Below are 12,395 nucleotides of genomic sequence, written 5' to 3'. Positions count from 1 at the left end.
CCATGGCCACTCTGGAGATTCGCGACCTGCACGTCACGGTCGAGACCGAGCAGGGCACCAAGGAGATCCTCAAGGGCGTCGACCTGACGGTCCGCTCGGGGGAGACCCACGCGATCATGGGCCCCAACGGCTCGGGCAAGTCGACGCTGGCCTACGCGCTGGCGGGCCACCCGAAGTACACCGTCACGAGCGGCACCGTCACGCTGGACGGTGAGGACGTCCTCGCGATGAGCGTCGACGAGCGCGCCCGCGCCGGCATGTTCCTCGCGATGCAGTACCCCGTCGAGGTGCCGGGCGTCACGGTGTCCAACTTCCTGCGCACCGCCAAGACCGCCGTCGCGGGCGAGGCCCCCAAGCTGCGCACCTGGGTCAAGGACGTCAAGAACGCCATGGCCGACCTGAAGATGGACCCGGCCTTCGCCGAGCGCAACGTCAACGAGGGCTTCTCCGGCGGTGAGAAGAAGCGCCACGAGATCCTGCAGATGGAGCTGCTCGCGCCGTCCTTCGCGATCCTGGACGAGACCGACTCCGGCCTGGACGTCGACGCCCTCAAGATCGTCTCCGAGGGCGTCAACCGGGTCATCGCGAGCGGCCAGGTGGGCGTCCTGCTGATCACCCACTACACCCGGATCCTGCGCTACATCCAGCCGCAGTTCGTCCACGTCTTCGTCGACGGCCGCATCGTCGAGGAGGGTGGGCCCGAGCTCGCCGACCGCCTGGAGGAGGAGGGCTACGACCGGTTCGTCAACGCCCCCGCCCCGGCAGCCGCGCCGACCACGGTCTGATGGCCGAGGCGTTCAGCCCGCAGGAGTCGGCCCGGATCCGGGCCGACTTCCCGATCCTGGCGCGCACCGGCCGCGGTGACCACCCGCTGGTCTACCTGGACTCCGGCGCCACGTCGCAGAAGCCCCGCCAGGTCGTGGAGGCCGAGCGGCGCTACTACGAGACGGTCAACGCCGGCGCCCACCGCGGCGCGCACCTGCTCTCGGAGGAGGCCACGGACGCCTACGAGAGCGCGCGGGCCACGGTGGCGCGGTTCGTCGGGGCGGCCGAGCCCGACGAGATCGTCTTCACCAAGAACGCCACCGAGTCGCTCAACCTGGTCGCCTACGCCTTCAGCAACGCCGGTTTCGACGGCGCGATGGACGGGGTCGACCCGGCCGTCGCCGAGCGGTTCCGGCTGGGGCCCGGCGACGAGGTGTGCGTCACGGAGATGGAGCACCACGCCAACCTCGTGCCGTGGCAGGAGCTGTGCCGCCGCACCGGCGCCACGCTGCGCTGGCTCGGCGTGACCGACGAGGGGCGGCTCGACCTCAGCACCCTCGACGAGGTCGTCAACGAGCGCACCAAGGTCCTCGCCTTCACGCACGTCTCCAACGTCCTCGGGACCGTCAACCCGGTCGCCACCCTGGTCGAGCGGGCCCGCGAGGTCGGGGCGATCACCGTGCTCGACGCCTGCCAGAGCGCCCCGCACCTGCGGCTGGACGTCCAGCAGCTCGGCGTCGACCTCGCGGCCTTCAGCGGGCACAAGATGTTCGGGCCGACCGGCGTCGGTGTGCTGTGGGGCCGCTCGGAGCTGCTCGCCGCGATGCCTCCCTTCATCACCGGAGGGTCGATGATCGCGGTGGTGCGCATGGAGCAGACCACGTATGCGGCACCCCCCGCCCGCTTCGAGGCTGGCTCGATGAACGTCGCGCAGGCCGTGGGTCTCGCGGCGGCCTGCGACTACCTCGACGAGCTGGGGCTCGAGCGCGTCCACGCGCACGAGACGGCCCTGACGCAGCGGCTGCTGGACGGCCTGGCCGAGCGGCCGTGGGTGCGCGTCGTCGGCCCCACCACCACGCAGGACCGTGGCGCGAGCGTCGCCTTCGTCGTCGACGGGGTGCACGCGCACGACGTTGGGCAGGTCCTGGACGACCAGGGCATCGAGGTGCGCGTGGGCCACCACTGCGCGTGGCCGCTGCACCGGCGGATGCGGGTCGCGGCGACCACGCGGGCGAGCATGGCGGCATACAACACCGCGGACGAGATCGACGCGCTCCTCCAGGCGCTCGACCGGGTGCCCGCGGTCTTCGGCCTCGAGACCAGCCAGGAGGCGAGCTGATGGACCTCTACCAGGAGCTGATCCTGGACCACTCCAAGCACCCCCGCCGCCCCGGGCTGCGCGACCCCTTCGAGGCCGAGGTGCACCACGTCAACCCGACCTGCGGCGACGAGGTGACGTTGCGCGTCCACGTCGACCGCACCGACGGCGCGCCGGAGCAGATCACCCTGCAGGACGTGTCCTACGACGCCCTCGGGTGCTCGATCTCGATGGCGTCCACGTCGGTCCTCGCCGAGGAGTGCACGGGCCGCCCGCTGTCGGAGGTCTTCGAGACCTTCGACGCGATGCGGCACATGCTGACCAGCAAGGGCGCGGACGCGGGCGACGAGGAGGTCATCGGTGACGGCGTGGCCTTCGCCGGCGTCGCGAAGTACCCCGCCCGCGTCAAGTGCGCCCTCCTCGGGTGGACCGCCATGGTCGACGCGCTGGCCCAGGCCGGCGTCGACATCTCCAGCACCAGCCAGACCAGCAAGGAGCCCCGAGCATGAGCGACCAGACCAGCACCATGCCGCCCAACGTCGCCGACGTCGAGGAGGCGATGCGCGACGTCGTCGACCCCGAGCTCGGCATCAACGTCGTCGACCTCGGCCTCGTCTACGGCATCACCGTGGACCCGCAGTCCCACGCGGTCATCGACATGACCCTGACCTCCGCGGCCTGCCCGCTGACCGACGTCATCGAGGACCAGACCGCCCAGGCGCTCGAGGGCGTCGTCACCGGCCACCGCATCAACTGGGTGTGGATGCCGCCGTGGGGCCCCGACAAGATCACCCCGGACGGTCGCGAGCAGCTGCGCGCGCTGGGCTTCAACGTCTGAGCACCCCGCGCACGCTCGTGGTCGAGCGAGGCCGGCTGACCCGCTGGGTCGACGGCTTCCTCGACCGGCACGGCGAGGCGAGGTGGGGCCACGACGGCCACACCGTCGTCATCACGTGCGCGGACGGCGCCTTGGCGCGGCTGGACGCGCTCGACCCCGCCGGCGCCGGGCAGGTGTCCTCGCGACGCACGCTGGTCGGCTGGCCGTCCGCGGCGCCGCGGCTCGCGCTCGTGCTGGTGCGCCGCGGCCGCTACGCGCTCGGCCTCGCCGAGGGCGACGACCTGGTGGCCCACACCGCGGGCAGCCGTTACGTCCAGTCGCGCACGGCGGCGGGCGGGTGGTCCCAGCAGCGCTACCAGCGACGACGCGGCAACCAGGCGGACGCGCTGGTGCGGCACGTCGCCGACGAGCTCGTGCGCCTCTCCGAGCCCCTCGGCCGGGGGTGGGTCGAGGCCGTGGTGCTCGGCGGTGACCGCGCCCTCGCCGAGCAGGTGCTCGCGGACCCCCGCCTCGCCGCGTGGCGGGGGTTGGCGAGACGGGAGGCGTTCGGCATACCGGACCCGACCCACGCGATCCTGCGCGCGGAGCTGAGGCGGGCGCGCGGGGTGTGCATCACCGTCACGGAGCCGAGCGGCACAGCCCCGGCAGGCGGTGGCATGGTGGAGGGCATGACCGGAGAGACGATGTCCGACGCCCGTGAGCTGATCCCCGCCGCCGCTGCCGCGGTGACCGACCTCGTCGAGCGGATACCCGCCGACGCCTGGGACCGTCAGAGCCCCTGCGAGGACTGGACGGTGCGCGACGTCCTCAACCACCTGACCGGCGAGCACCTCTGGGCGCCACGGCTGCTCGGTGGCGAGACCGTCGAGCAGGTGGGCGACGCCTTCGACGGCGACGTGCTCGGCGACGACCCCGTGGCGGCCTGGCGCTCGGCACAGACCAGCTCGGTGCTGGCCTTCGGCGCCGTGACGGACGACGACCAGCAGGTGTCGGTGAGCTCGGGCTCGATCCCGGTGCGGGAGTACGCCTCGCAGATGCTCGTCGACCTGACCGTGCACGCGTGGGACCTCGCGCGAGGGGCCGGCGTGCCGGTCTCGCTCGTGCCCGAGGCGGTCGACGAGTGTCTCGGCTACGCCAACCGCACCACCTCGGGTGGGGGCGTCGAGGGGATCTTCGGTGCGCCGGTGTCCACGGACTCCCGCGATCGCACCGACCAGCTCGTGGCGCTGCTCGGTCGAGACCCCGCCTGGCGCGGCTGACGGATCCCGGCCATGACCGCGATCGGCTGGGTGACGGCCTTCGTCGACGTGCCGGCGAGCCGGATGGCGACGGCGGCCGACTTCTGGTGCGCTGCCACCGGCACCCGCCTGTCCGCACGCCGCGGGGAGGCCGGGCAGTTCGCGACCTTCCTGCCCCGCCGGGGAGATCCGCAGCTGCGGATCCAGGGCCTGCGGGAGGGCCCGCCCGGGGTGCATGTGGACCTGCACTCGCCCGACGTCGACGGGCTGGCCGGGCGCGCCGAGTCGCTGGGCGCGAGCGTGCAGCACCGTGAGCCGGGGCTGGTGGTCCTGCGCTCGCCCGCCGGCATCGGCCTGTGCTGCGTCGCCTCGCACGGCGAGTCGGAGCTGCCACCGCCCGTCGCTGGCGAGCGGGTGGACCAGGTGTGCCTCGACGTGCCGGGAGATCACCACGACCAAGAGCTGGCCTTCTGGAGCGGCCTCACCGCGTGGGAGGTGCAGCACGGGACCAGGCACGAGGAGTTCACCCTGCTGCGCCGCGCCGGCGACCCGCGCTCGGTCCAGCTGCTCGTGCAACGACTGCAGGGGGACGACGAGTCGGGGCGCGCGCACCTCGACCTCGCGGTCGGGGCCGACGCCGAGCTGCTGGACCGGACGACCGCCCGGCACACGAGCCTCGGCGCGGAGGTCGTCCAGCGGCACGCGTGGTGGCACGTCATGCGGGACCCCGCCGGCCTGACCTACTGCCTCACGCGCCGGGACCCGGTCACGGGCCTGGCCTAGGTGTACTCCTAGGTGAGCCGACGACCCGCGGGGCCAGGTCCCGCAGCGCGACCGCCGTCGCCACCGCCGCCGTGGCGGCCTCGTGCCCCTTGTCCTCGCGCGAGCCCGCCAGCCCGGCCCGGTCGAGCGCCTGGGCCTCGTCGTCGCAGGTCAGCAGGCCGAACCCGACCGGCACCCCGGTGCGCATCGTCACCTCCGTGATCCCCTGCGTCGCGGCGCTGCACACGTAGTCGAAGTGGGGGGTGCCCCCGCGGATCACGACGCCGAGCGCGACGAGGGCGTCGTACGAGGGTGCCAGGCGGGCGCAGGCCACCGGGAGCTCGAACGAGCCCGGCACGCGCACCACGTCCGCGTCGGTCACGCCGGCGTCCGCGAGGCCTCGCGCGGCGCCGTCCAGCAACCCGCCCATGACCTGGTCGTGCCAGGACGAGGCCACGACCGCGACCCGCAGCCGGGCGCCGTCGACGGTCAGGGTGGGTGAGCCGTGTCCGGCCATGTCATGCCTCCTGGGCGAGCTGGTGGGTGGGGGAGGTCGCCGGGAGCAGGTGTCCCAGGCGGTCGCGCTTGGTGCGCAGGTAGCGTTCGTTGTCGGGGTTGGCGCCGACGTGGCTGGGCTCGACCGTGACGACGTCGAGGCCGGCGGCGCGGACCGCGTCGGCCTTGCCCGGGTTGTTGGTCAGCAGCCGCACCCGCCTGATGGCGAGGTCGTGCAGGATCGCCGCGCCCGCCGCGAAGTCCCGGGCGTCGACCGGCAGCCCCAGCAGCTCCTGCGCCTCGACGGTGTCGGCCCCGAGGTCCTGCTCGCGGTAGGCCGCCAGCTTGCCCAGCAGCCCCACCCCGCGCCCCTCGTGCCCACGCAGGTAGACCACGGCGCCGCCCTCGGCCGCGACCCGCGCCAGCGCGTGCTCGAGCTGCGGCCCGCAGTCGCACCGCAGGCTCCCGAACGCGTCGCCCGTCAGGCACTCGGAGTGCACCCGCACCAACGGCGCCTCGCCCAGGCCCCGCGGACTCACCAGCGCCAGGTGCTCGGCTCCGGTCAGCTCGTCGCGATAGCCGTATGCCGCGAACCGCCCGTGCCGCGTCGGCACCACGGTCCGGGCCTGCCGGCGCACCCGGTCGTGGGCCTGACGGTGGCGGACGAGCGCGGCGATGGTGACCACCGGCAGGTCGTGCTCGGCGGCGAGGGCGAAGACCGCTGGTGCGCGCATCATCTCGCCGCTGTCGTGGACGAGCTCGCCGATCGCGCCGACGGGGGACAGGCCCGCCAGGCGGCACAGGTCGACGGCGGCCTCGGTGTGGCCGCGGCGCACCAGCACCCCGCCGTCGCGGGCTCGCAGCGGGACGACGTGCCCGGGCCGGACGAGGTCGTGGGGGAGCGCGGCGGGGTCGGCGAGGGCGTGCAGGGTCGTGGCCCGGTCGGTCGCGCTGATGCCGGTGGTGACACCGCGGGCGGCGTCCACGGTGACGGTGTAGGCGGTGCGCAGCGAGTCTTCGTTGCGCGTCACCATGAGCGGCAGGTCGAGCCGGTCCGCCCACGCCTCGGGCATCGGCGCGCACAGGTATCCGCTGGTGTGCCGGATCGTCCAGGCCAGCCAGGACGGGGTGACGGTCTGCGCGGCCAGCACGACGTCACCCTCGTCCTCACGGTCGACGTCGTCGAGGACCAGCACGGGTCGGCCCTCCCGCAGCGCGTCCAGGGCGTCCTCGACGGGTGACTCGGTGAACATCAGCGTCCTCTCGGTCCGGGGGCGGTCGACATGGTGATGCGGACGTCCCCGTCGAGGACGGCGACGTCGGTCGTGGTGAGGCGGCGCGCCTCCTCGATGGTGGCGATGCCGAGGTCGGTGACGGCGGGGGTGCCGGCGCCGAGCAGGGCGGGTGCGACATACGCGATCACCCGGTCGACGACGCCGGCGCGCAGCCAGGCGGCCGCGACGGTCGGGCCGCCCTCCAGCCAGACGTGGCGGACCCGGTGCTCGTGCAGGGTCGCGAGCACCAGCGCAGGGTCGCGGTGCCGGATCCGCAGGGTGGGTGCACCGTCGTCGAGCACCCTTGCGTCGGCGGGGATCTCGCGCTCACCGACGACGACGCGCAACGGCTGGCGCTCGGCGAGGGACCCGTCCGCCGCCCGCACCGTGAGCCGCGGGTCGTCGCGCAGGACCGTGCCGGTGCCGACGACGACGGCACCGGCGGTGGCCCGCAGCCGGTGCACGTCGGCGCGGGCGGTCTCCCCGGTGATCCAGCAGCTGGAGCCGTCGGCGGCGGCCGAGCGTCCGTCCAGGGTGGCTGCGAGCTTCCACGTCACGAGGGGGCGCCCGTGGGTCACCGCGTGGCAGAAGCCGTCGTTGAGGTTGGTGGCCTCGGCCAGCGGCACCAGCTCCGTCGTGATGCCCGCCCGGGCGAGGGTGTCCGCCCCGCCGGTCGCGATGGGGTCCGGGTCGGGCATGGCGTAGACGACCCGGGCGATCTCGGCCGCCACGAGCGCCTCGGCGCACGGTCCGGTCCGGCCGGTGTGGTTGCACGGCTCCAAGGACACGTATGCCGTGCCCCCCGCCAGGTCGTGCCCGGCGGCTCGCGCCGCCGCGAGGGCGGCCAGCTCGGCGTGCGGCGTCCCCGAGCCGCGGTGCCACCCCTCGCCCGCGACCTCGCCGTGGCGGTCCACGACCACGCACCCGACCCGCGGGTTGGGGTCGGCGGCCGGGCCGCGGACGGCCAGCGCGACGGTGCGTCGGAGCAGCAGCAGGTCGCGCTGGTGCTGGTCGTCGGACATCGGGTCCCTCTCGCTCGTCTCGCTCGTCGCTGCTGCCGTGGCCTGTGCAGGCTCCGGGGACGACGGCGAGGGGCGAGCCGGCGGCCGAGGCGGCATACGGCACCGCCGACCGCAGGACGACCCTGCGTCGAGGCACCCCTGGGCAGGGGAACCTCTCGCGCTGCCTCCCATCCGGACTTTCACCGTCGGTCCTGGAGTTCCACCAGGTCAACCGACCACCTCGAGAGGTGGTCGGGTCGCGGGCTGTCACCGCCGGCTCGGAATTGCACCGACCCCGGAGCGCGTACGCCCGAGTCTGCCACAGCCGCCTGGGACGGAGCTCGGCGTGGCCGCCGCGCCGTCTCGCGGGCAGCACCTCATGGCGGGCTCGCACCCGCTCTGACCTGCGAAAATGTCACCCCTACCCCTTTCCCTGCCGCCCCGGGAGAGGTATCCTGGGACCAGGTCCCGCGGTGGGGCGTTGTGGTTGGGGAGGGGAGGTCTCAGATGATCATCGACACCTGTGCTCTCGGTCTGCCCGACGTCGTCGTCGAGGCGCTCGAGACGATCCTGGCGGCCGCCACCGACACACCCCCCGCGAGCACGCGCGGGGCGCCCGACGAGGCGCGGGAGGCGAAGGCTCTCGCGCGGGTCGTGGCGGCGCACCGGCTGACCGGCTACCTGCACGCCGTGGCGATCACCGCGCACGCCGCGCTCCAGGAGAGTGTGGCCGCCGACGTGAGCGCGCACGCGGGACCCGAACCGTCCCCGACCCGCGCCGCCAGGGCATTTGCCGAGGGCCACCGCGTGGCCAACGCCGAGATCGTGACGGCGACCGGCCTCGGCCTGCACGAGGTCCAGCGACGATCCCGGCTGGCGGCGGCACCGGGGGAGTTCCTGGGGGCCGTGCTCAGCGCGCTGTCCCGCGGCCGCACCACGCTCGAGCGGGCCACCTGGGTGCGGGACGAGACCGACGGCCTGACCGACCCGGCCGCGGCCCGCGTCCTGGGCGCGGTGCTCGCCCCCAAGAGGGGGTTCGCCGCCGACGACCTGTCCGCCGCCGCCACGCTCAGCCACGCGGGTTTTCGCGCCCGGTTGCGCCGGCACGTGGTGCACGAGACCTCACGCGAGCGCACCGCCGAGCAGGAGCGCCGACGGCGCCTCGAGAGCCGAGACCTGTGGACCGGCGTCGACGACCACGGCGTGGCGCGGCTCGGCCTGAGCGGCCATCCCGACCAGGTGGCGGCAGCAAGGGCTCGCATCGAGCAGCTCGCCCGGGCCGCGAAGCACAACGGCGACGAACGCCGGCTCTCACAGCTGCGGGCGGACATCGCGCTCGCCCTGCTCACGCACGGCGTCACCGTGCCCGGTGACCTGTCGGACGCCGCCAGCTCGGCGCACGAGCCCCACGTCCCTCCCAGGACCTGGCCTGCTCCAGCCGCAGGCACGCGTCCCGACGACAGGGAGGTACCCGGCCCTGCCCCGGCATCCCCGGCCGCCCGGGGCTCCGGCGGTCCGCCTGTGGGAGACGGCGCCACGCCGTACGGCTACGACCCGGGTGCACCGTTCGCCAACCTCGTGCAGGAGGCGGGGGACGCGGCGTGGCGTCGGAGCGAGCAGGAACGTGCCGAGGCCGCCCGCCACGCAGCGGAGGAGATCAGCCGCACCGCCGCCGCCCTCGCCACCACCAGAGCACCGGCCCGGGTCGACCTGCGGATGGACCTGCTCACCCTCCTGGGTCTGCGGGACGACCCCGGCCACCTGGCGGGCGTCGGCCCGATCCCGGCGGCCCTCGCGAGGGAGATCGCGCTCCGCCCCGACAGCACCTGGCACCGCCTGGTCCACGACCCCGTCACCGGCACGTTGTTCGAGCGGAGCAGCAAGACCTACGTGCCGACACCCACCATGCGGGCCGACGTGATGGCCCGCGACGTCACGTGCCGCCTGCCCGGCTGCACCCGTCCAGCCGAGCTGTGCGACCTCGACCACGTCACCCCCTACCCGGAGGGTCCGACGAGCCCCGCCAACCTCGTGACGCTGTGCCGCTACCACCACCAGCTCAAGACGCGGGGCCACTGGCACTACGAGCTGGACGCCGACGGGCGGCTGCACGTGACCACCCGGACGGGCCAGCACCTGGACGGCGCACCCCACGAGCACCGCGACGCACCTCGGGACGCACCTCGCGACGCACCTCGCGTCGAACCCGGCGATCCCCCTTCCCACGCCGCCTGACGCGCCGGGCAGCCGGAACGATCCGATGCCACCCATCGGCGTCGCGCGTCAGGCCGACCCCCATCCGCGCCGTCGAGCCGGTGCCGGACTGACCGGGAGGCTCGTCAGTCGAGCAGCCGCTCGATCGTGGCCGGCAGGTCGGTGAGCGACGCGATGACCGCCCCGGCCCCGGCCTCGCGCAGGGCCCGCGTGTCGTGCGCCCCGGAGACGACAGCGACGCCGGTCACGCCGGCGAGCGAGGCAGCGTGCATGTCGGCCACGTGGTCGCCGACGTAGAACGCCGCGTCCTCCTCCCGCAGGGGGATCGCCTTCTGCTCCCCGAAGTGGTCGCCGTAGTAGGCGTCCACGAGGTCCCCGAGCCCCGCGTCGGCGAGGGCCACCTCGACCACGGGGTGGTGCTTCGCCGACACCACCACGACGCGGAAGCCGTTGTCCCGCAACCACTCCAGTGCCGCCCGGGCGCCCGGCATCGGCCCCGCCTGCCCCGGGCGCTCGACGTCGTACGCGTGCCGGTAGTGCGGGACGAACGCGGCCGGGTCCACGCCGGGGGCGACGTGCCGCAGGATCTCCTCCAGCGGGTAGCCGAACCACGGCGTGAACGCCGACGGGGCCACGTCGGCCAGCCGCATCGCTCGGAAGGCCGAACGGAAGGACTCCACGATGCGTTCGGTGGAGTCAACGAGGGTCTGGTCGAGGTCGAAGCCGACGGTGCGGGTCGTCATACGCTGATCATCGCGCACCCGATCGACGGAGGACCAATGCTGCAGACCGACCTGCCCGGCGACTGGTGGAAGGACGCCGTCGTCTACCAGGTGTACCCGAAGTCCTTCCAGGACAGCGACGGCGACGGCATCGGGGATCTGCGCGGCATCATCGACCGGCTCGACCACCTGCAGCGGCTCGGCGTGGACGTGATCTGGCTCAGCCCCGTCTACCGCTCGCCGATGGACGACAACGGCTACGACATCAGCGACTACGAGGACGTCGACCCCGTGTTCGGGACGATGGCGGATCTGACCGAGCTCGTCGAGCGGGCGCACGACGCCGGCATACGGCTGGTCATGGACCTGGTCGTCAACCACACCAGCGACGAGCACCCGTGGTTCGTGGAGAGCCGGTCCAGCCGCGAGAGCCCCAAGCGGGACTGGTACCTCTGGCGCGACGAGCCCAACAACTGGGAGTCCTTCTTCTCCGGCTCCGCGTGGGCGTTCGACGAGGCGACGGGGCAGTACTACCTGCACCTCTTCTCCCGCAAGCAGCCGGACCTCAACTGGGACAACCCCGAGGTCCGGCAGGCGGTCTGCGCCATGATGCGGCGCTGGATGGACCGGGGGATCGACGGCTTCCGGATGGACGTCATCAACCTCATCTCCAAGACGCCGGGGCTGCCCGACGGCGAGCAGGCCGAGGGCGCCGAGCTCGGCAACGGCTTCCCGCTCGTGGCGTGCGGCCCGCGGCTGGAGGACTACCTGCAGGAGATGCACCGCGAGGTCTTCGCGGATCACCCGCGCGCCTACCTGACGGTGGGGGAGATGCCAGGGGTGACGATCGAGCAGGCGCGGGACTACACCGACCCCGCCCGGCGCGAGGTCGACATGGTCTTCCAGTTCGAGCACGTCGACCTCGACGGCGGGCCGGGCGGGAAGTTCGACGTCCAGCCGCTCACCATGCCCCGGGTCCGGCAGTCGCTGATGGCCTGGCAGGTGGGGCTCGCCGAGACCGGCTGGAACTCGCTCTACTGGGACAACCACGACCAGCCGCGCGCGGTGTCGCGCTTCGGCGACGACGATCCCGTATGGCGCGTCCGGTCCGCCAAGACCCTGGCCACCGTCCTGCACCTGCTGCGCGGCACGCCCTACGTCTACCAGGGCGAGGAGCTCGGGATGACCAACATGCCCTTCGCCGGCCTCGAGGACCTGCGCGACATCGAGTCGCTCAACTACTACCGGGCGGCGCGCGAGCGCGGCGTGGCGCCGGAGGTGCTGCTGGCCGGCATCCGGGCCAAGGGCCGCGACAACGCCCGCACCCCGGTCCAGTGGGACGGCTCGCCGCACGCCGGCTTCACGACGGGGACGCCGTGGATCGCGGTCAACCCCAACCACGTCGAGATCAACGCGGCCGCGCAGGTCGAGGACCCCGAGTCGGTCTTCGCGCACTACCGGCGGCTGATCGCGTTGCGGCACACCGAGCCGGTCGTCTCGCGCGGTGGGATCGAGCCGGTCGCCATGGAGCACCCGGACCTGTGGGCCTACACGCGGTCGAGCGACGGCACGCAGCTGCTGGTCCTGGCGTCGTTCACCCGCGAGCCGCTGGCCGTGCCGGAGGAGCTGCTCGACGGGTGGCAGGACGCCGAGGTGGTGATCGCCACCAGCGACACCGCTCTCTGCGACGGCGTGCTGGCGGGCTGGGAGTCCGTCGTCCTGCGCCGGGCCGGACGGCGCTAGGTGACACCGCTGGGCTGCACCGCCG

The 12,395-nt window shown here is 73.7% G+C and carries 12 protein-coding genes and 1 riboswitch; of the genes, 8 read left to right on the top strand and 4 right to left on the bottom strand.

The annotated features are described in order from the left end of the window. The first annotated feature begins 2 nt into the window (after positions 1–2). Genes sufC through ADJ73_RS12980 form a run of 6 tightly spaced genes read left to right on the top strand, consistent with a single transcriptional unit; the run spans position 3 to position 4,942 of the window. Positions 3–785 carry a Fe-S cluster assembly ATPase SufC gene (gene sufC / locus ADJ73_RS13005; RefSeq protein ID WP_050348617.1) on the top strand — a complete coding sequence of 261 codons (783 nt, stop codon included), beginning with the start codon at positions 3–5 and terminating at the stop codon, positions 783–785. Beyond that, positions 785–2,104 carry a cysteine desulfurase gene (locus tag ADJ73_RS13000; RefSeq protein ID WP_050348616.1) on the top strand — a complete coding sequence of 440 codons (1,320 nt, stop codon included), beginning with the start codon at positions 785–787 and terminating at the stop codon, positions 2,102–2,104. Before sufC ends, ADJ73_RS13000 begins: the two co-directional genes overlap by 1 nt. Beyond that, on the top strand, positions 2,104–2,592 hold the full coding sequence (gene sufU, locus ADJ73_RS12995) for a Fe-S cluster assembly sulfur transfer protein SufU (RefSeq protein WP_050348615.1): 489 nt from the start codon (positions 2,104–2,106) through the stop codon (positions 2,590–2,592). The genes ADJ73_RS13000 and sufU overlap by 1 nt, the downstream gene beginning before the upstream one ends. After that, the gene (locus ADJ73_RS12990; protein WP_050348614.1) at positions 2,589–2,921 is read left to right on the top strand and encodes a metal-sulfur cluster assembly factor; all 333 of its coding nucleotides are present in this window, start codon (positions 2,589–2,591) and stop codon (positions 2,919–2,921) included. The genes sufU and ADJ73_RS12990 overlap by 4 nt, the downstream gene beginning before the upstream one ends. Positions 2,922–2,938: 17 nt before the next feature. Further along, complete coding sequence (locus ADJ73_RS17205) at positions 2,939–4,180, top strand: acVLRF1 family peptidyl-tRNA hydrolase (protein ID WP_172669729.1); 1,242 nt, start codon at positions 2,939–2,941, stop codon at positions 4,178–4,180. Positions 4,181–4,192: 12 nt separating this feature from the next. Beyond that, a complete protein-coding gene (locus ADJ73_RS12980) occupies positions 4,193–4,942 on the top strand; it encodes a VOC family protein (protein ID WP_050348613.1) in 750 nt (249 codons plus the stop codon). Here the strand turns inward: ADJ73_RS12980 and ribH are convergent. Genes ribH through ribD form a run of 3 tightly spaced genes read right to left on the bottom strand, consistent with a single transcriptional unit; the run spans position 4,926 to position 7,712 of the window. Next, the gene (ribH, locus tag ADJ73_RS12975; protein WP_050348612.1) at positions 4,926–5,438 is read right to left on the bottom strand and encodes a 6,7-dimethyl-8-ribityllumazine synthase; all 513 of its coding nucleotides are present in this window, start codon (positions 5,436–5,438) and stop codon (positions 4,926–4,928) included. The two genes, ADJ73_RS12980 and ribH, sit on opposite strands and share 17 nt — an antisense overlap. A gap of 1 nt (position 5,439) precedes the next feature. Next, complete coding sequence (locus tag ADJ73_RS12970; protein WP_050348611.1) at positions 5,440–6,669, bottom strand: bifunctional 3,4-dihydroxy-2-butanone-4-phosphate synthase/GTP cyclohydrolase II; 1,230 nt, start codon at positions 6,667–6,669, stop codon at positions 5,440–5,442. Next, positions 6,669–7,712, bottom strand: coding sequence for a bifunctional diaminohydroxyphosphoribosylaminopyrimidine deaminase/5-amino-6-(5-phosphoribosylamino)uracil reductase RibD (ribD, locus tag ADJ73_RS12965; RefSeq protein ID WP_050348610.1), 1,044 nt, complete (start codon positions 7,710–7,712; stop codon positions 6,669–6,671). The genes ADJ73_RS12970 and ribD overlap by 1 nt, the downstream gene beginning before the upstream one ends. A gap of 154 nt (positions 7,713–7,866) precedes the next feature. Continuing rightward, a riboswitch (FMN riboswitch) is annotated at positions 7,867–7,998 on the bottom strand. Between the two features lie 200 nt (positions 7,999–8,198). Between ribD and ADJ73_RS12960 the strand changes: the two genes are divergently transcribed. Further along, on the top strand, positions 8,199–9,926 hold the full coding sequence (locus ADJ73_RS12960) for an HNH endonuclease signature motif containing protein (RefSeq protein ID WP_050348609.1): 1,728 nt from the start codon (positions 8,199–8,201) through the stop codon (positions 9,924–9,926). A 104-nt stretch (positions 9,927–10,030) separates the two neighbouring features. Here the strand turns inward: ADJ73_RS12960 and ADJ73_RS12955 are convergent, their stop codons facing one another. Beyond that, positions 10,031–10,648, bottom strand: coding sequence for an HAD family hydrolase (locus ADJ73_RS12955; protein WP_050348608.1), 618 nt, complete (start codon positions 10,646–10,648; stop codon positions 10,031–10,033). Between the two features lie 36 nt (positions 10,649–10,684). Here ADJ73_RS12955 and ADJ73_RS12950 point away from each other — a divergent pair, with 36 nt between their 5' ends. After that, entirely contained in the window at positions 10,685–12,370 is a 1,686-nt protein-coding gene (locus tag ADJ73_RS12950) for an alpha-glucosidase (protein ID WP_050348607.1), read from the top strand. Positions 12,371–12,395: the final 25 nt, after the last annotated feature.

Source organism: Arsenicicoccus sp. oral taxon 190, assembly GCF_001189535.1.
GTDB lineage: Bacteria > Actinomycetota > Actinomycetes > Actinomycetales > Dermatophilaceae > Arsenicicoccus.
This window is presented reverse-complemented; position numbering and strand designations above follow the sequence as displayed.